Genomic DNA, 17,234 nt, shown 5'->3' on the forward strand with positions numbered 1-17,234 from the left:
TCACTCCTTCGTGACGGTGAAGCCTGCGACGCCGGAGTCGAACTGCTTGTAGGACTCGTAGTCGATCAGGTCGTAGAGATCGGCACGGTGCTGCATCTCACCGAGCTTCGAGGTGAGGTGCCCCTCCTCGTTCAGCGTATCGAGCGCACCGCCCGCCGCGCCCATCGCGATGCGCAGCAGCGACACCGGCCAGATGACCATGTTCACACCGGCATCCCGCAACTGGTCGACCGAGAACAGATCGCTCTTGCCGAATTCGGTCATGTTGGCGAGGATCGGCACGTCGAGCGCATTCGCCATCGCCTCGAACTCGCCGAGGGTGCGCATCGCCTCGGGGAAGACGGCATCCGCCCCGGCATCCACCAGCGCCTTCGCACGATCGATCGCGGACTCGAGTCCCTCGACCGCGCGGATGTCGGTGCGCGCCATGATGAGGAAGTTCGGGTCGCGTCGAGCGTCGGCGGCGGCGCGGATGCGACGGATCGCCGTGCTCTCGTCGACGACGCTCTTGCCGTCGAGGTGGCCGCAACGCTTCGGGTTGATCTGGTCTTCGATGTGCGTGCCGGCGAGGCCGGCATCCTCGAGCTCCTGGATCGTGCGGGCGACGTTCATCGGCTCGCCGAAACCGGTGTCGGCGTCGACGATCGCGGGGATGTCGGTCATCCGCGCGATCTGCTTGGCCCGACCGGCGACCTCGGTCAGCGTGGTGAGGCCGATGTCGGGCACCCCGAGGTCGGCAGAGAGCACCGCACCCGAGATGTAGACCCCGTCGAAGCCCTTCTGCTCGATCAGTCGGGCGCTCAGCGGATTGAACGCGCCGGGGAAGCGCAGCAGCTCGCCACTCGCGAGCCGTTCGCGGAACAGACGGCGCTTCTCGGCCGGGGTGACGTGCGAATACAGCATCAGAACAGGCCCTTCGGGGCATCGGCGCCCTCGAGCAGGCCGGGCTTCGCGATGATCGACAGCTCGCCGACCTCCGCGGCCGTGAGCTCGGGCAGACGCTGCACGAGCTCGAGGAACCGCTCGATCTCCGCGGGCTCGAGCACGGGCTCGGCCAGCAGGCGGAACTTCGCGATGTAGTTCTCACGGGCGAACGGACGAGCACCCAGCGGGTGCGCGTCCGCGACGGCGATCTCATCGACCACGGTCGTGCCGTCGGTGAGGCGGAACTCGACGCGCCCGCCGAACGCCTTCACGTCGGGGTCTTCGGAGTGGTAGCGGCGGGTCCACTCGGCATCCTCGGCCGTGGTGATCTTGTGCCACAGGGCGACCGTGTCTGCGCGACCGGCCCGCTCGGGGGTGTACGAATCGACGTGGTGCCAGCCGCCGTCCTGCAGCGCGACCGCGAAGATGTACGGGATCGAGTGGTCGAGCGTCTCACGGGATGCAGTGGGGTCGTACTTCTGCGGGTCGTTCGCACCCGAGCCGATCACATAGTGCGTGTGGTGGCTGGTGTGCAGCACGATGGCCTCGATGTTGGCGGGGTCGCGCAGCGCCGGATTCTCGGTGCCGAGCTTGCGGGCGAGGTCGATCCACGCCTGCGCCTGGTACTCGGCCGAGTGCTCCTTCGTGTACGAGTCGAGGATCGCGCGCTTCGCCTCGCCCGCGGCAGGAAGCGGCACCTCGTAGGCGGCGTCCTTGCCGTCGAGCATCCAGGCGATCACGCCGTCTTCGCCCTCGTAGATCGGCGCGGGACTCGTCTGACCGCGCATCGCCCGGTCGACCGCCTCGACGGCGAGCTTGCCGGCGAAGGCCGGGGCGTGCGCCTTCCAGGTCGAGATCTCGCCCTTGCGGCTCTGACGCGTGGCGGTGGTGGTGTGCAGGCCCTGACCGACGGCCTGGTAGATCGTCTCGACGTCGAGCCCGAGCAGCGTGCCGATGCCTGCGGCGGCCGACGGGCCGAGGTGCGCGACGTGGTCGATCTTGTGCTTGTGCAGGCAGATCGCGCGCACGAGGTCCATCTGGACCTCGTAGCCGGTGGCGATGCCGCGCAGCAGCGCGCGGCCGTCGGCCTGCACGTGCTGGGCGACGGCGAGGATCGGCGGGATGTTGTCGCCCGGGTGCGAGTACTCGGCCGCGAGGAACGTGTCGTGATAGTCGAGCTCGCGCACGGCCACGCCGTTGGCCCACGCCGCCCACTCGGGGCTGGTGCGGTGGTCGAGCGCCGCGCCGAAGACCGTGGCGCCGATGCCGCCGGTCGAGACGGGGTGGCTGAACGCCTGGGTGCGAGCCGCGTTGATGGGCCCGCGGGTGAGGGATGCCGCGGCCACCGACGCGTTGTCGATGATGCGGTTGATGATCATGTCGGTGACGTCCTGGTCGACCTCGACCGGGTCGGCGGCGACCTCGGCGATCTTCCAGGCGAGTTGGTCTTCGCGGGCGAGGTTCTCATCGCTGCGGTGGACGCGGACGTGGTGGGTGACGGTCATTTCACACCTTCTGGGTTGGCGGTCAGGGAGTCGAGGATGCCGGTCAGCGCATTGTGCAGATGCACGTGCGTGGCGTGGGCGGCGAGGTCGCCGTCTCGGGCGGCGAGGGCCTGCGCGATCGTTCGGTGCTCGGCGGCTGAGGCTGCGAGGCGGGCCGGCTTGTCGCGGGCCATGCGGCGGACTCGCACGAGGTGGGTGCGCACGGTGCGCAGGGCCGAGGCGATGTAGTCGTTGTCGACCGCACCGTCGAGAGCGGCATCGAAGCGGGCGATCAGGGCGTAGTACGCGTCGCGGCCCTCGACGGCGGTGAGGTCGACGTTCGCGAACTCGTCGGCGAGGGCGGCGAAGAGGGCGGCGTCACCCCGCTGGGCCGCGAGTCGGGCGGAGGTCTCTTCGAGCGCGCGGCGGATCTCGAACAGCGCGCGGATGTCGTCGGCATCCAGGGCGGCGACCACCGTCACGCGCGGCGACTGCTGCACGACGAGGCCGTCGGCGGCGAGGCGGCGCAGCGCTTCGCGCATCGGGGTGCGGCTGATGCCGAGGCGGGCGGCCTGCTCGACCTCGCCGAGCACGAACCCCGCGGGGAGGGCGCCGGACTGGATCTCGTCGAGCAGTGCGGCGTGGGCTCGATCGCCGGCGGTGATGCGATCGGCGACAGAGCTCATGCTCTCAGTGTATACACAAATACGTTTCGATGATCAGAAGCGCGGTCAGCGGGTGCTTCGCGTATACATTGCGCTACCGCTGCGGCCGCTCCACGGCATCCGGCACCGGCTCGACGAACTCGGCGGGACGCGGCTCGCCGAGCTTCACCACGACGACGCCGACCAGCACCAGCGCCCCGCCGAGGGCCTGCAGCAGATCGGGCAGCTGTCCGAGCAGCAGCCAGCCGAAGAGCAGCGCGGCGACCACCTCGGAGAGCGCGACGAAGGATGCGAGGCGGGAGCCGAGCATCCGCGTCGACGCGATGCCGAGCACATAGGCGAGTGCCGTCGCGATCAGGCCGATCGCGAGCACCGGCACGAACCACGGCACGGTGCCGAAGCGATAGGTGATGTCGTCGGTCGTCCACGCGATGGGCAGGATGCCGGCGAATCCGGCGACCGTCAGCGCGATCGCGCCGAGCAGCAGCCCACCCCCGGCGAGCGCGATCGGAGGCAGTCCGGTGTCGGCCTTGGCCGAGAGCAGGAAGTACGTCGCCGCACCCACCATCGCGGCGAGTGCCCAGAGGATGCCGGCGACATCGACCTCGGCGCCGGTGATGATGTCGAGCATCAGCACGAGTCCGACGAAGGCGATGGCCGCGCCGATCACGCTGCGCCGACTCGGCCGCTCGCCCCGGCGGAGCCACAGCCAGAGGATGACGGCGATCGGCGCGGTGTATTCGATGAGCAGTGCGAGACCGACGTCCATCACGGCGACGGCCTGGAAGTAGCAGAGCTGCGTGGCGGTGACGGCGAGCAGTCCGTAGGCGGCGACCATCCCGGCGTTCTTGCGGAGCACTGCCCACCGCCCGCGCAGCGACAGGACCGTCGGCACGAGCAGCACGAGTGCGGCGACCCAGACACGCGCGGTCACGGCAGCACCGGGCGTCCACCCCGCATCGATGAGCCCGCGAGCCCAGGCGCCGGACATCCCGAACGCGAAGGCCGCGCCGATCGCCAGAGGCAGACCGAGACGCACGCCGCGCATCGAGATGTCATTCGCAACTTTGCTCATGACAGGTGACGCTACTCGTGCACGTTGTAAGGTGTCAACATGAACTTCACCGATGACACGGAAGAGGCGCTCCGCGCAGCCATCCGGCTCGTGAACTCGGCGGAAGAGCCCGAGACCCTCGAGACGCTCGCCGACTACGACGCCTTTCTCGCGGACTTCCCCTACTCCGGCCGCCTCGACCGCGACGACGCCGAGCTCTCCTCGCTGCGTGCGATCCGCCCGCGCCTGCGCTCCATGCTCATCGCCCCACGAGACGAGATGGCCGAGCACGTCAACGCCGCGCTGGCCGAAGCGTCTCTCGCGCCGCGACTCGTGCGCCATGACGGCGTGGACTGGCACCTGCACGCCGTCGCCGACGAGCGCCCCCTCGCCGAGCGCGTGCTGATCGAGACCGCGATGGCGCTGATCGACGTCATCCGCACCGACGAGGGATCCCGCATCTCGATCTGCGCCGACGACACGTGCGAGGCGCTCGCTCTCGACCTGTCCCGCAACCGGTCGAAGCGCTACTGCTCGACGACCTGCACGAATCGCAACGCGGTGGCGGCGTATCGTGCGCGGCGCGCGAGCGCCTGAGCCGCGGCATCCGAAGGACGTTCGGTAGCGTCGTCTCGTCATGACCTTCCCCCCTCCCTACGACATCTGGTTCCCCGACGCCGAGTTCGACGCCGCTTACGGACACACGCTCGCCACGCTCCGCGAGATCGCACCGGTTCCAGCGCCGGACGGCTTCACCGCGCGTTGGCAGGCGTGGCGCGCACAGGCGAAGACGGTGGATGCCGCACCCGCCGTGCTGTCCACCGAGAGCATCCACGGCCGGCGGGTGTCGATCATCGAGCACGCCGGAGTCGACGGCATCCGACTGCGTGCCTGGCTCGTCGAGCCCGTCTCGCCGCCCGCGCGGGTGGGCGTCGTGCACAGCCACGGATACGGCGGGCGGGATGCGATCGACCTCGCTCGTATTCCCGAGGATGCGGCGGCGATCTTCCCCGTAGCCCGCGGGCTGCCCACGCTGAACACGGGCATCGGCGCCCCCGAGATCCAGGCCGAGCATGTGCTGGCCGGGATCGAGAACCCCGACGACTACGTGCTGGGACTCTGCGCCCGCGACCTCTGGCTCGCGGCGGATGCCCTGACCGCGCTCGTCGGACGCGTGCCGCTCTACTACGTCGGCGAGAGCTTCGGCGGCGGCATCGGAGCGCTCGCCCTGCCGTGGGACGACCGGTATACCGGGGCGCCCCTCATCGTCCCGAGCTTCGGGCAGCACGACGAGCGCCTCGCCGTTCACTGCCTCGGCAGCGGGGAGACCGTGCGCGATCACGTCGCCGCGCATCCCGACGCGCGCGAGGCGCTGCGCTGGTTCGACGCCTCGTCAGCCCTCGGCTTCGCCCGCGTTCCGGTGCGCGTGGAGGCGGCACTGTGGGACCCGTACGTGCCGCCGCCCGGACAGTTCGGCGTCGCGAACGCGGCGCGGATGCTCGAACTCGCCGTCCTCCCCGCCGGCCATGCCGACTATCCAGGGGCCGACGAGGTGACAGCCGAGTCCGTCAGAGGCGGCCGCGCCCACCTCGCGCGCGCACTGCGCGCCGCCTCCGCTCCATGACTCCGGAGAAACTCGCATGGCGAGCCCGACGGGTCCGGGCGAGCCAGGAGCAGGCGCACACCCGCGCTCCCCGGCCTGCGCATCCGAGCACTGGACGCCACTTGTCATCACAGGTACACTCAACTTGTCATTACAGGTTGCGCAGCGCCGCAGCATCCGCACGAGGAGCACCGATGCCCCAGTTCCACACTCCCCCGATCTCGCCGATGGCGATCGCCTTCGACGCCGAGAAGCTCACGCTCTCCCCGGAGGGACCCACTCTGACGCGGCGCATGTCCGACCTCGAGGGACTCTTCCTCGACGCCGACGCCTGGGCTGCCGCGGCCGCCGGCGACAACCCCGTCGTCTACACCGTGGTCAGCTCTCCCGTGCCGGAGGTCGACCGCGAGCTGCCGCAGTCGATCACCACGATCATGCCCGGCGACACCTCGGGAGAGCTCTGGATGACCAAGGGCCACCAGCATCCGAACCACCAGGGCGAGATCTACCTCGCGCTGAAGGGCCGCGGCGGGCTGCTCATGTTCGACGGCGAGCGCACCGAATGGCTCGACATGCTGCCCGGCACGATCGGCTACATCCCGCCGGGCTGGGCGCACCGCTCGGTCAACACGGGCGACGAGCCCTACTCGTTCCTCGCGGTGTACCCGGGCGGCGCCGGCCACGACTACGGCTGGGTCCTCGAGCACGGGATGGGCTCTCGGGCCTATCGCGCCACCGAGGGCGTGGACCTGCGCCCCTATTCCGCGTCCCCCTCCGCGGAATAGGCTCCGGCCATGCTGATCGCGCACGATCTGGGGACCACCGGCGACAAGGCCTCCCTGCACCATGACGACGGACGCCTCGTCACCTCGGTCACGGTGCCGTACCCCGCGCACTTCGCCGCGGGCGGCATCGCCGAGCAGGATCCGGCGGACTGGTGGGATGCCGTCGTCTCGGCGACCCGACAGCTGATCGACCGTGCGGGCGTCGACCCGTCGACCGTCGGCGGACTCGTCGTCAGCGGCCAGATGATGGGCACGGTGCTGCTCGACGCACACGGCGAGCCGGTGCGCCCCGCGATCATCTGGGCCGACACCCGCTCGGGCGCGCAGACCCGTGAGCTCGAAGAGCGTCTCGGCGCACAGGACGCCTACCGCGTGCTCGGCCATCGACTGAACCCCACCTACTCGGTCGAGAAGATCATGTGGGTGCGCGACAACGAGCCGGATGTCTGGGCGCGGGTGCGGCACTTCTGCGTCGCGAAGGACTACATCGTCTACCGTCTCACCGGACGCCTCGCCACCGAGCGCTCCGACGCCTCGGGCACCAACGCCTACGACCAGGTGCGCGGCGAGTGGTCGGCCGATGTGCTCGCCGCCGCGGGACTCGACCCCGCTCTCTTCCCCGAGATCCTCGAATCGACGACGATCGCCGGGTCCCTCACCGCCGATTCGGCCACCGACCTCGGGCTTCCGGCATCCGTCCGCGTCGTCATGGGCGGCGGAGACGGCCCCTTGGCCGCCGTCGGTTCGGGCATCGTCGCGCCCGAAGACGGCGCGTACGTGTGCCTGGGCACCTCGTCGTGGATCTCGTTCGCGAGCCTCACACCGCTGCACGACCCGCAGATGCGCACCATGACGTTCGACAACGTCGTGCCAGGATCCTTCGTGCCGACCGCGACCATGCAGGCCGGCGGCGCCTCGGTGCAGTGGATCGCCGAAGCCCTCTCCCCCGACCCCGCGCGCCCCGACACCGCCCGGCTCACCGCGGAGGCCGGGGGCGACCTCGACACCGAGGACCTCTACTTCCTCCCCTATCTGCTCGGCGAACGATCCCCGCTGTGGGACCCGCACGCCCGCGGAGCCTTCGTCGGCCTCGCCCGTCACCACACCCGCGCGCACCTCACCCGAGCCGTGCTCGAGGGTGTCGCGTACAACCTGCTCACCTGCATCCAGGCGTTCCGCGAATCCGGTGCGTCGATCGACCGCATCGACGCGGTGGGCGGCGGAGCACAGAGCGACGCCTGGCTCGGCATCCTCGCCGACGTCTGGGGTGTGCCGATCCGACGGCGCACGATCGTCGAAGAGGCCAACAGCCTCGGCGCCGCTGTCACCGGTGCCGTCGGCCTCGGCCTCGCCGACTTCTCGGCGGCGCGGGCGCTCAGCGAGGTCACGGCGGAGTTCACTCCGGATGCCGGCCGGCACGCCGTGCACGCGCAGCGGCACTCGCGCTTCGTCGGCGCCTACGCCGCGCTCGAGCCGTGGTTCGCCCAGGCCCCCGCCACTCGAGGCGCCTGATGGGAGTCATCCTCGCGACCAGCCGGTCGTTCTCGGACGGAGACCTCGACCTCGTCGGGCGAGCCAGGGCCGCCGGCCACGAGATCGTCCGGGGCCCCGCCCACCACGGGCTCACCGAGCTCGCACCCCTGCTCGCTGCCGCCGAGGGGTGGATCGCGGGCACGGGTCCGGTGACCGACGACCACCTGGCCGCCGCGCCGAACCTCAGGGTCGTGGCCCGCTACGGCGTCGGCACCGAGGCAGTCGATCTCGACGCGGCGCTGCGGCGCGGCATCCCGGTGACGAACACCCCGGGGGCGAACGCCGATGCCGTCGCCGACCACGCCGTCGGCCTCATGCTTGCGGCGCTCCGGTTCATCCCCGACGGCGATCGCCGCGTGCGGGCCGGCGACTGGGCCGTGCGGCGCGGTCGCGAGCTCGGAGCCGCCACGGTCGGCATCGTCGGGTTCGGTCGCATAGGCCAGGGCGTCGCGCGACGTCTGAGCGGTTTCGGCGCACGCGTGCTCGCGGCAGATCCGTTCCTGCCGGCCGACGTGATCGCCGAGCGCGGCGCCGAACCGGTCGACCTCGACGAGCTGTTCCGCACCGCCGACGTCATCACCCTGCACGCCCCGGGCGGGCAGACGCTCGTCGATGCGGCGCGACTCGACCGCATCCGCCCCGGCACGATCCTGGTGAACACCGCCCGCCCCGACCTCGTCGACGAGGCGGCACTCGCCGCCGCCCTGCGTGACGGACGCCTCGGCGGATACGCCGCCGACACCCTGACCGGCGACACCGCGGCGAGCGCGAGTCCGCTGCTCGCCGACGACCTCGCCGACCGTGTCACCGTGACCCCGCATCTCGGCGCGCAGACGACCCAGGCCGTCGACAACATGGGCTCGATGTCCCTCGACGATGTGCTCGCGGTTCTCGCGGGCACCGCGCCCGCCCACCCCGTCTCTTCCCGACCCTGAAGGACCCAGCGATGACCATCACCGAGAACACCGCGACCCCCGCGACCACGACCGGCGGCTACATGGGCTTCGTCGGCGTGAGCACCGGCTCGTCGTCGATCATGAAGGTGTTCCCGAAGTGGGCCGAGGTGCTGGGCCTCCCCACCGAGAACCTCATCGGACACGACCTTCCGATGGATGCGACGCCCGAGCAGTACGTCGCCATGGTCGAGCAGATCCGCGACGACCCGCAGCACCGGGGCGCACTGGTCACGACCCACAAGATGAACGTGTTCGCCGCGGCATCCGACCTGTTCGACGAGCTCGACCCGTTCGCCATCTCGTGCTCCGAGATCTCGAGCATCTCGAAGCGGGGCGACCGCCTGATCGGCCGCGCCAAAGACCCCCTCACCGTCGATCTCGCACTCGACGACTTCCTGCCGACCGACCACTTCGCCCGTACCGGGGCGGAGGTCGTGATCCTCGGCGCCGGCGGCTCGGGCACCGCGCTCAGCTGGGCGCTGGCGGAGAGGGCGGATGCTCCGGCGAAGATCACCGTGACCGCTCGCGACGACGACAAGCTCGACCACCTGCGCGAGGTGCACCGCCAGCACGGCACCCCCGACGGGCTGATCACGTACGTGCGCACCGACACGGTGCAGGATGCCGCGGCCATCGTCGCAGGCGCTCCCGCGGGCTCGCTGATCGTGAACGCCACCGGCCTCGGCAAGGACCGCCCGGGCTCGCCGCTGCCCGACGACGTCGCGTTCCCCGAGGACGCGTGGGTGTGGGAGTTCAACTACCGCGGCTCGCTCGAGTTCCTGCATCAGGCGCGTGCGCAGGAGGGCGCGCGCGGTCTGCACGTGGTCGACGGCTGGCGCTACTTCATCCACGGGTGGTCGCAGGTCGTCGCCGACGTGTTCGAGATCGACCTCACGCCCGAGATCGTCGAGCGGCTCGCCCAGGCCGCCGAATCGGTGCGCTGATGCCCGTCGTGCGGACGGTGCTCGGCGACATCGACCCGACGCGTCTCGGGGCGACGGACTATCACGAGCACCTGTTCCAGATCTCGCCGCTGCTGGTCGGCGATGAGCTCGACGATGAGGAGCTCTCCGGCCAGGAGGCCGCCCTGCTGCGGGCCAGCGGCTTCGCGGCGATGGTCGATGCGACGCCGTTCGGGCTCGGGCGCGATCCCGAGGGGGTCGCACGCATCAGCGCCGGCACCGGACTGCACATCGTCGCCACGACGGGGCGCCACCGCGAGGCGCACTACGGCGAGGACCATCCGATGCAGGTGTGGGATGTCGAGCGCCTGGCCGAGCTGTTCATCGCCGAGGTGATGCGCGGGATGCTCGTCGACGATGCGCTGGTGTTCGAGACCCCCGACGTGCCCCGGGCGGCTGCGCCCGAGGGATCACCGGTACGCGCCGGGATGCTGAAAGCCGGCGTCGGCTACTGGAGCATCACCGCCTTCGAGCACACGACCCTGCTCGCGGTCGCAGCGGCGCACCGAGCGACCGGCGCGCCGGTCATGGTGCACCTGGAGTTCTGCACCGCCGCGCACGAGGTCCTCGATCTGCTCGAGGGCGAAGGCGTGGCATCCGATCGCGTCGTGCTCGCGCATGCCGACCGCGATCCGGATGCCGGGCTGCACGCGTCGCTCGCCGAGCGCGGTGCCTACCTGGGCTACGACGGATTCGCGCGTCCGCGCACGAGGTCGGATGCCGAGCTGCTCGCCCTGACCGAGAAGGCCGTCGCCCTCGGATGCGGAGACCGCATCCTGCTCGGCGGCGATGTCGCCCGCCGCACCCGCTACCTCGCGTACGGCGGCATGCCGGGTCTCGCCTATCTCGGCGAGCGCTACCTGCCGCGGCTGCGCTCCGCGGTGGGCGACGACGTGGTCGAGCGGATGCTGGTCGCCAACCCCGCGCGCCTGCTCACCCTGTCGACCTGACCCTGTCAGCCTGACCACACCGCTGCCTGACCGCACCGTCCCGCCCCGCCAGCCCACACCCGAGGAGTCCGCATGACCGAGCCGACCATCCTGCATGCCGTGTTCACCGCACGCCCCGAGAAGGGCGACGAGGTCGCGGCGCTGCTGCGCGACTTCGCCGCGGTGGTGCGCGCCGAAGAGGGCAACGTCGTGTTCGATGCGACGCGGCTCGTCGACGACCCCGACCGCTTCTTCGTCTACGAGGTCTACCGCGACGAGGCGGCCTTCCAGGCGCACATCTCGGCCCCGGCCGGCGTCCCGTTCAATGAGGCGCTGCAGCAGCTGATCGTCGAGCCGGCATCCGTGCTGACCTTCCTCCGACGCATCTGACGCACCCCGCAACGCGCCCCCCGCACCCCCGGCACGCAAGAAGCCCCCCACCCGAAGGTGAGGGGCTTCTTTCTCAGCGGGTCACTCATAGAGGACCGCTGCGATGTCCTCGTCCTCGAGGTTCGTGCTGTCGTACCAGTACGAACCCGTGTCGTAGAACTCCTCGACGTCCTCGCCGTTGGCCGCGTCGTACGCCGCCTGGACGACCTGCGCGCCGATGCCGATCGGGTCCTGCGTGATGGCGCCGGCCATCGTGCCGTCCTTGATCGCGTTGATCTGGGCAGCTCCCGAGTCGAAGCCGACGATCGTGATCTTGCCCTTCTCGAGGCCGAGCTCGTTCACGGCGTTCACGACGCCGATGGCCGAGCCCTCGTTGGTGCCGTAGATGCCCTTGAGGTCGGGGTGAGCGGCGATCAGCGTCTTCGCGATGTCAGCGGACTTCAGGTGGTCGCCGTCACCGTACTGGATGTCGACGATCTTGATGTCGGGGAAGTCCGCCTCGATCTTCTCGACGAATCCGTCACGACGCTCGACACCGGTCGAGTTGATGTTCGAGTGGCCGACGATGGCGACTTCGCCCTCGCCGCCGATCAGCTCGGCCATGTGCTCTGCGGCGAGCGCACCGGCGACCTTGCTGTCGGTCGCCGACAAGCTGAGTCCGACGTCGCCCGGTCGCACGGAGCGTCGAAGTACACGACGGGGATGTCCTTGGCCTTCGCCTGCTCGAGCGGGGCGACGCACGCCTCGGGGTCGAGGGCGGCGTAGGCGATGGCATCCGGGTTCTTGTCGATCGCGGTGGTGAGCATCTCGAGCTGCTGGGCGATCTCGGTCTCGGCGGCCGGGCCCTCGAACGTGATCTTCACGCCGAGCTCGTCCGCCTTCTCCTGAGCACCGGTCTTGACGGCCTGCCAGAACTGGTGCTGGAAGCCCTTCGAGACGAGCGCGATGTACATCTCGCCGTCGCCGCTGCCTCCGTCGCCGCTGCCTTCTTCGATGACGTCACCGCCGCCTGCGCAACCCGCGAAGACGAGGGCGGATGCGGCCACGAGTGCCGCGAATGCGGTCTTCTTGCCGAATTTCATGGAAACTCCATTGTTCTCTGTGTGGTGGTGGGGGGTGTAGATCTGTGGGTCAGGTGCGCTGGCGGTTGCGCAGCGAGTCGAGGAAGACGGCCAGCAGCACGACGATGCCGACGACGATGTTCTGCCACTCCGACTGGATCGACATGATGCGCAGGCCGTTGACGAGCACGCTCATGATGAGCGCACCGATCACGGTGCCGAGGATCGAGCCTCGTCCGCCGAGCAGCGACGTTCCGCCGATGATGACGGCGGCGATCGCCTGCAGCTCGTAGCCGGTGCCGATCTGCGGCTGCGCCGAGTCGAGACGGGCCGCGATCACGATGCCCGCGATGCCGGTGAAGGCGCCCGCGAACATGTAGATGAGGATCGTCCAGCGGCGGGTGTTCACACCCGACAGCCGGGTGGCCTCCTCGTTCGAGCCGATCGCGAACGTGTAGCGGCCGAGGAGCGTCTTCGACAGCACGAGCCACGCGATGATCGCGGCCACGGCGGTGATCAGCACGGCGTTCGGGATGCCGGGGATGATCACGCCGAGCGCGATCTTCTTGAAGTCGGGGGCCGAGGTCGAGAAGTAGATCGGCGAGACGTTCGAGATGACGAGGGCGAGTCCGCCGGCGATCATCATCATCGCGAGGGTCGCGATGAACGGCGGCAGCCGGAGGAAGGTGATGTTGATGCCGTTCACGAGTCCCATGAGGACACCTGTGAGCACACCGCCGATCACGCCGACCCAGACGGGGAGCCCCATGTTGGTCACGAAGACACCCGTCATCACGGCGCACAGCGCCATACCGGTGCCGATCGATAGATCGATGCCGCCGGTGATGATGACGAAGGTCGTGCCGAGGGCGAGGATGCCGATGACGGCCGTCGACAGCAGCACCGTGGCGATGTTGCTGAAGGTGAAGAAGTTCGGGCTGGCGATCGAGAAGAAGATCACCAGGACGATCAGCGTGCCGAAGGCGAGCGACTGCTGCAGCTGGCGACGGAGGAACCCGCCGAAGTCGCGCTTGTCGGTGTTCTCATCGACCGCCGTCTGGATGATCGTCGTCGTCGACGATCCGGACTGCTGTGGGGTGCTCATCAGTCTTCCTCCCCGTGGGCTGCGAGTTGCATGATCTTCTCCTGGCTGGCTTCCTCGTTGCGGAGCGTCCCGGTGATCCGACCGTTCGCGAAGACCGCGATGCGGTTCGCGACGCGGAGGATCTCGGGGAGCTCCGATGAGATGACGATGATGGATTTGCCCTGGTCAGCGAGCTGCTGCATGAGGCGGTAGATCTCCTCCTTCGCGCCGACGTCGATCCCTCGGGTCGGCTCGTCGAAGATGAGGATGTCGCAGTCGCGCATCAGCCACCGGGCGATGACGACCTTCTGCTGGTTCCCTCCCGAGAGCAGCTTCACGACCTGGTTCACCGAGGGCGTCTTGACCCGCAGCTGCTGCACGTACTCCTTGGTGCGGTTCTTCGCCTTCGCGTCGCCCATCCAGCCGATGCCGTTGGCGTACGACCCGAGCGAGGCGAGCACGGTGTTGAAGGTCACGTCCTGCTCGAGCATCAGGCCCAGCAGCTTGCGGTCCTCCGAGAGGTAGCCGAGGCCGTGCTTGACCGCATCCGCCGGCTGTCCGATTCGCACCGGGTCGCCGCCGATCGCGATCGTGCCGCCGTCGCGGTGGTCGGCACCGATGATGGCCCGCGCGGTCTCGGTGCGCCCGGCGCCCATGAGCCCGGCGAAGCCGAGGATCTCACCCTTGTGCAACTGGAACGAGACGTCCTTGAGGAGGTTCTTGGTCGAGAGTCCCTGCACGTCGAGCACGATCGGGTCGTTGATGTGATCGCGGGCCTGCGGACGGGTTCCCTCGTCGATCACGCGGCCGACCATCATCTCGATGATCTTCGGGACGCTCACCTCCGACTTCTCCAGTGATCCGATGTATGTGCCGTCACGGAGCACCGTGACCCGGTCGGCGAGACGCCGCAGCTCGTCCATGCGGTGCGAGATGTAGACGATGCCGGTCCCCGAGGCGCGCAGCTGCTCGATCAGCAGGAACAGGGTCTCGGTCTCGGAGTCGGTGAGCGCCGAGGTGGGCTCGTCCATGATGAGCACCTTGGCGTTGAACGAGAGCGCCTTGGCGATCTCGACCATCTGCTGCTCGGCCACGGTCAGCTCACCGACGAGCTGTCGGGGGTTGACCCTGATGCCGAGGCGCTGCAGCAGTTCGGCCGTCTGCGCGTTGAGCTTGCGCTCCGACAGGAAGGGGCCGGTGGTGGGCTCGCGACCCACGAAGATGTTCTGCGCCACGGTGAGATCGGGCATCAGGTTGAGTTCCTGGTGGATGATCGTGATGCCGAGCTGCTGCGCCTGCAGCGGGCTGGTGAGTTCGACCTCCCGGCCCTCGAACGTGATGGTGCCCTCGTCCTTGGTGTAGATCCCCGAGAGGATCTTCATCAGGGTCGACTTGCCGGCGCCGTTCTCGCCCACGAGCACCAGCACCTCGCCGGCTCGCACCTCGAGGTGCACATCCTTGAGAGCCTGCACACCGGGGAATCCCTTGCTGATCCCGTCGACTCTGAGAATGGGGTCACTCATGTGCTCACCTGCTTCCTTGAAGGTCGTGATGCGATATTCCGGTCGGGTCCGGAAACATCGGATCAATTCTGCGTCTTACGCCCCACCCTGCGCAAGTTGTATCTAAATGTAACTAAGACTGCTTCGGATGGGAAGACCTGTAATAACAAGTTGGCAACAGGTCGGCGGATCGAGGCGACGGCCCGGCTCAGTGCAGCCGGATCGAGTCGACCGCGACGAGCTTGTCGCGGATGTACGCGTTGGCGTGCGCTCCGAGCTCGACGTTGTCGGTCCACAGGTTGCGCCAGATGCCGAGCATGCGGCTGAGATCGGGGGCGACGACGGCTGACGAGAACGACTCGAACACGATCGGACCGTCGTAGCCGATGCGGCCCAGCGCCTTGAAGAAGGTGTCGAAGTCGACGGTGCCGGTGCCGAGATAGCCGCGGTGGCTCTCGCCGATGTGCACGTAGCGCAGTGCCGGAGCCGCGTCGAGGACCGGCGCGAACATATCCGACTCCTCGATGTTCATGTGGTACGTGTCGAGGTGGATGCCGAGGTTCGGCCGATCGACCTCGGCGAGGTAGGCGAGCGCCTGCCGTGCGGTGTTCAGCACGTTCGTCTCGTAGCGGTTCACGACCTCGAGCGAGACCGAGATGCCGCGCTCTGCGGCATGGTCGGCGACGCGGGCGATCGTGCGCCGGCTGCTCTCCAGCCCCTCGGCCGTCACCGGGTCCATGTACTTCTGCATCGCACTGTAGATCACGCCGCAGAAGTGCTGGCCGCCGAGGTCGGCGAGCACGTCGACCGCCCTGAGCAGCAGCGCCTCCCCCGCGGCCACGACAGCCGGGTCGGAGCTCGTCACGTCGGTCGCGCCCGAGAGTCCGAGCGAGGCGCTGACGGCGAGATCGTGCTCTTCGAGCGCGTCCTTCGCCGCGGCGACGTCGAACGAGAACGGGTCCATCAGCGGGAACTCGATCAGGTCGAATCCGGCCGCCTTCGTCTTCTCGACGGAGAGACGGATGCCGTCGGCATCGAAGTCTCCGGTCCAGACGAGCCCGTGGCATCCGATGTTCATGAGACCTCTCGGAGACGGGTGTACGGCACCTTCGCCTCGGCAGGATTGGCACGTTGCAACTCTGCGTTCAGGTCACCGTACGCGGGTCGGGGATGCGGTGTCAAGAACTTTCTTGGCACGTTGCAATCGCTGGGCTACTCTGGACTCGCCGCCGACCGTCCTGCGTCGTCGCGCAGTCGACAGGAGCTCCATGCCCGCCAGCGTCAAAGACGTCGCCGCTCTCGCCGGGGTGTCCTCCTCGACCGTCTCGAACTACCTCAACCACCCGCATGTGCTCGGCGAATCGAGCGCGGCGAAGGTGAGGGAGGCGATCGCCCAGCTCGGCTACGTGCCCAACGAATCCGCCCGTCAACTGCGAGCCGGCTCCAGCAAGGCGCTGGCGCTGATTCTTCTCGACGCCTGGCTGCCGTACTTCCACGAGCTCTCGCGCGGGGTCGAAGACGTGGCCCGCGAGGGCGGCTGGTCGCTGTTCTTCAGCAACAGCAACCGCGACGCCGACACCGAACGCGGCAACATCGACATGTTCGAGGCGCACCGCGTGCAGGGCATCGTCATCTACCCGCTCGAAGACGTGGTGCCCCGGCTCGAACAGCTAGCGGAGCGCGGCATCCGCTCGGTCGTCGTCGGCCCCATCCCCGATTCGCCGACCGTCGGTTCGGTGCTGTTCGACGACCGCGGCGGCGGACGGCTGGCGGGCGAGCACCTGCTGTCGCTCGGCCGCCGCCGCATCCTCTTCCTGGGCGCGCCGAGCGTCAGCCAGTCGAACGACCGCCTCCTCGGGCTGCGCGATGCCGTCACCGCGGCCGGGGCGACGGCCGATGTGATCGACGTGCCGCACCTGACGACCGAGGACGGCCTCGAGGTCGGCGCACGGATCGCCGAGATGCCTGCCATCGAACGCCCCGACGCGATCTTCGCCGCCAACGACATGGTGGCGATCGGCGTGCTCACCCAGCTGCTGCGCCGGGGCATCCGCGTGCCCGAGGAGATCGCACTGGTCGGCTTCGACGACGTCGCGCAGGCCCACCAGAGCGTCGTGCCGCTGACGAGCGTGCGGCAGCCCGGGTACGAGATCGGCCGGGCGGCGGGCGCGGCACTCATCCGTCAGCTCACAGACCCCACGGCCGACCTCCCCGCGCCGACGCCCTTCGCTGCCGAGCTCGTGGTGCGCGAGTCGACCGTCGGCCGCTGAGCCTCGTCTCCGCCGTCGCGTCGCCGGCGCAG

At 69.2% G+C, this 17,234-nt stretch carries 18 protein-coding genes; 9 read left to right on the forward strand and 9 right to left on the reverse strand.

All coding sequences use genetic code 11. From position 1 onward, the window contains the following. The 4 genes from prpB to AKG07_RS10770 all read right to left on the reverse strand — a co-directional run bounded on the left by prpB (position 1) and on the right by AKG07_RS10770 (position 4,148). Positions 1-903: a methylisocitrate lyase gene (gene prpB / locus AKG07_RS10755; protein WP_053097922.1), complete on the reverse strand. Its 903-nt coding sequence runs from the start codon at positions 901-903 to the stop codon at positions 1-3. Further along, entirely contained in the window at positions 903-2,429 is a 1,527-nt protein-coding gene (locus AKG07_RS10760) for an MmgE/PrpD family protein (protein ID WP_053097924.1), read from the reverse strand. Before AKG07_RS10760 ends, prpB begins: the two co-directional genes overlap by 1 nt. Continuing rightward, positions 2,426-3,094 carry a GntR family transcriptional regulator gene (locus tag AKG07_RS10765; protein WP_053097926.1) on the reverse strand — a complete coding sequence of 223 codons (669 nt, stop codon included), beginning with the start codon at positions 3,092-3,094 and terminating at the stop codon, positions 2,426-2,428. The genes AKG07_RS10760 and AKG07_RS10765 overlap by 4 nt, the downstream gene beginning before the upstream one ends. A gap of 73 nt (positions 3,095-3,167) precedes the next feature. Next, on the reverse strand, positions 3,168-4,148 hold the full coding sequence (locus AKG07_RS10770) for an EamA family transporter (protein ID WP_053097928.1): 981 nt from the start codon (positions 4,146-4,148) through the stop codon (positions 3,168-3,170). Between the two features lie 39 nt (positions 4,149-4,187). Here AKG07_RS10770 and AKG07_RS10775 point away from each other — a divergent pair, with 39 nt between their 5' ends. From AKG07_RS10775 to AKG07_RS10810, 8 genes are all read left to right on the forward strand, one after another. Further along, positions 4,188-4,724 carry a CGNR zinc finger domain-containing protein gene (locus AKG07_RS10775; protein ID WP_053097930.1) on the forward strand — a complete coding sequence of 179 codons (537 nt, stop codon included), beginning with the start codon at positions 4,188-4,190 and terminating at the stop codon, positions 4,722-4,724. A gap of 40 nt (positions 4,725-4,764) precedes the next feature. Next, positions 4,765-5,751 (forward strand): acetylxylan esterase, encoded by a 987-nt coding sequence (locus AKG07_RS10780; protein ID WP_053097933.1) that lies wholly within the window; start codon positions 4,765-4,767, stop codon positions 5,749-5,751. Positions 5,752-5,924: 173 nt separating this feature from the next. Further along, positions 5,925-6,515: a glucose-6-phosphate isomerase family protein gene (locus tag AKG07_RS10785; protein WP_053097935.1), complete on the forward strand. Its 591-nt coding sequence runs from the start codon at positions 5,925-5,927 to the stop codon at positions 6,513-6,515. 9 nt (positions 6,516-6,524) lie between these two features. Continuing rightward, on the forward strand, positions 6,525-8,027 hold the full coding sequence (gene xylB, locus AKG07_RS10790; RefSeq protein ID WP_053097937.1) for a xylulokinase: 1,503 nt from the start codon (positions 6,525-6,527) through the stop codon (positions 8,025-8,027). Then, positions 8,027-8,983, forward strand: a complete 957-nt coding sequence (locus AKG07_RS10795) for a phosphoglycerate dehydrogenase (RefSeq protein ID WP_082297905.1) — start codon at positions 8,027-8,029, stop codon at positions 8,981-8,983. Before xylB ends, AKG07_RS10795 begins: the two co-directional genes overlap by 1 nt. A gap of 11 nt (positions 8,984-8,994) precedes the next feature. Next, positions 8,995-9,948, forward strand: coding sequence for a shikimate dehydrogenase family protein (locus AKG07_RS10800; RefSeq protein ID WP_053097939.1), 954 nt, complete (start codon positions 8,995-8,997; stop codon positions 9,946-9,948). After that, positions 9,948-10,916 (forward strand): phosphotriesterase family protein, encoded by a 969-nt coding sequence (locus AKG07_RS10805; protein ID WP_053097941.1) that lies wholly within the window; start codon positions 9,948-9,950, stop codon positions 10,914-10,916. The genes AKG07_RS10800 and AKG07_RS10805 overlap by 1 nt, the downstream gene beginning before the upstream one ends. A 72-nt stretch (positions 10,917-10,988) precedes the next feature. Further along, the gene (locus tag AKG07_RS10810; protein ID WP_053097943.1) at positions 10,989-11,285 is read left to right on the forward strand and encodes a putative quinol monooxygenase; all 297 of its coding nucleotides are present in this window, start codon (positions 10,989-10,991) and stop codon (positions 11,283-11,285) included. 81 nt (positions 11,286-11,366) lie between these two features. On the opposite strand, the gene AKG07_RS10815 is transcribed toward AKG07_RS10810, so the two are convergent. From AKG07_RS10815 to AKG07_RS10830, 5 genes are all read right to left on the reverse strand, one after another. Continuing rightward, positions 11,367-11,936: a substrate-binding domain-containing protein gene (locus AKG07_RS10815; protein ID WP_250635866.1), complete on the reverse strand. Its 570-nt coding sequence runs from the start codon at positions 11,934-11,936 to the stop codon at positions 11,367-11,369. Next, the gene (locus tag AKG07_RS18155; protein ID WP_250635867.1) at positions 11,876-12,367 is read right to left on the reverse strand and encodes a substrate-binding domain-containing protein; all 492 of its coding nucleotides are present in this window, start codon (positions 12,365-12,367) and stop codon (positions 11,876-11,878) included. Before AKG07_RS18155 ends, AKG07_RS10815 begins: the two co-directional genes overlap by 61 nt. 49 nt (positions 12,368-12,416) lie before the next feature. Further along, positions 12,417-13,451, reverse strand: a complete 1,035-nt coding sequence (locus AKG07_RS10820) for an ABC transporter permease (protein WP_171821947.1) — start codon at positions 13,449-13,451, stop codon at positions 12,417-12,419. Then, complete coding sequence (locus AKG07_RS10825) at positions 13,451-14,953, reverse strand: sugar ABC transporter ATP-binding protein (protein ID WP_053097945.1); 1,503 nt, start codon at positions 14,951-14,953, stop codon at positions 13,451-13,453. The genes AKG07_RS10820 and AKG07_RS10825 overlap by 1 nt, the downstream gene beginning before the upstream one ends. 187 nt (positions 14,954-15,140) lie before the next feature. Then, positions 15,141-16,010, reverse strand: a complete 870-nt coding sequence (locus tag AKG07_RS10830) for a sugar phosphate isomerase/epimerase family protein (RefSeq protein WP_053097946.1) — start codon at positions 16,008-16,010, stop codon at positions 15,141-15,143. Positions 16,011-16,200: 190 nt separating this feature from the next. Between AKG07_RS10830 and AKG07_RS10835 the strand changes: the two genes are divergently transcribed. After that, the gene (locus AKG07_RS10835; RefSeq protein WP_053097948.1) at positions 16,201-17,202 is read left to right on the forward strand and encodes a LacI family DNA-binding transcriptional regulator; all 1,002 of its coding nucleotides are present in this window, start codon (positions 16,201-16,203) and stop codon (positions 17,200-17,202) included. Positions 17,203-17,234 lie beyond the last annotated feature (32 nt).

This window comes from Microbacterium sp. CGR1, assembly GCF_001266755.1.
Classification (GTDB): domain Bacteria; phylum Actinomycetota; class Actinomycetes; order Actinomycetales; family Microbacteriaceae; genus Microbacterium.

Coding starts and splice junctions, on each gene's coding strand:
- prpB (WP_053097922.1), bottom strand. CDS start 903: ATGCTGTATTCGCACGTCACCCCGGCCGAGAAGCGCCGTCTGTTCCGC.
- AKG07_RS10760 (WP_053097924.1), bottom strand. CDS start 2,429: ATGACCGTCACCCACCACGTCCGCGTCCACCGCAGCGATGAGAACCTC.
- AKG07_RS10765 (WP_053097926.1), bottom strand. CDS start 3,094: ATGAGCTCTGTCGCCGATCGCATCACCGCCGGCGATCGAGCCCACGCC.
- AKG07_RS10770 (WP_053097928.1), bottom strand. CDS start 4,148: ATGAGCAAAGTTGCGAATGACATCTCGATGCGCGGCGTGCGTCTCGGT.
- AKG07_RS10775 (WP_053097930.1), top strand. CDS start 4,188: ATGAACTTCACCGATGACACGGAAGAGGCGCTCCGCGCAGCCATCCGG.
- AKG07_RS10780 (WP_053097933.1), top strand. CDS start 4,765: ATGACCTTCCCCCCTCCCTACGACATCTGGTTCCCCGACGCCGAGTTC.
- AKG07_RS10785 (WP_053097935.1), top strand. CDS start 5,925: ATGCCCCAGTTCCACACTCCCCCGATCTCGCCGATGGCGATCGCCTTC.
- xylB (WP_053097937.1), top strand. CDS start 6,525: ATGCTGATCGCGCACGATCTGGGGACCACCGGCGACAAGGCCTCCCTG.
- AKG07_RS10795 (WP_082297905.1), top strand. CDS start 8,027: ATGGGAGTCATCCTCGCGACCAGCCGGTCGTTCTCGGACGGAGACCTC.
- AKG07_RS10800 (WP_053097939.1), top strand. CDS start 8,995: ATGACCATCACCGAGAACACCGCGACCCCCGCGACCACGACCGGCGGC.
- AKG07_RS10805 (WP_053097941.1), top strand. CDS start 9,948: ATGCCCGTCGTGCGGACGGTGCTCGGCGACATCGACCCGACGCGTCTC.
- AKG07_RS10810 (WP_053097943.1), top strand. CDS start 10,989: ATGACCGAGCCGACCATCCTGCATGCCGTGTTCACCGCACGCCCCGAG.
- AKG07_RS18155 (WP_250635867.1), bottom strand. CDS start 12,367: ATGAAATTCGGCAAGAAGACCGCATTCGCGGCACTCGTGGCCGCATCC.
- AKG07_RS10820 (WP_171821947.1), bottom strand. CDS start 13,451: ATGAGCACCCCACAGCAGTCCGGATCGTCGACGACGACGATCATCCAG.
- AKG07_RS10825 (WP_053097945.1), bottom strand. CDS start 14,953: ATGAGTGACCCCATTCTCAGAGTCGACGGGATCAGCAAGGGATTCCCC.
- AKG07_RS10830 (WP_053097946.1), bottom strand. CDS start 16,010: ATGAACATCGGATGCCACGGGCTCGTCTGGACCGGAGACTTCGATGCC.
- AKG07_RS10835 (WP_053097948.1), top strand. CDS start 16,201: ATGCCCGCCAGCGTCAAAGACGTCGCCGCTCTCGCCGGGGTGTCCTCC.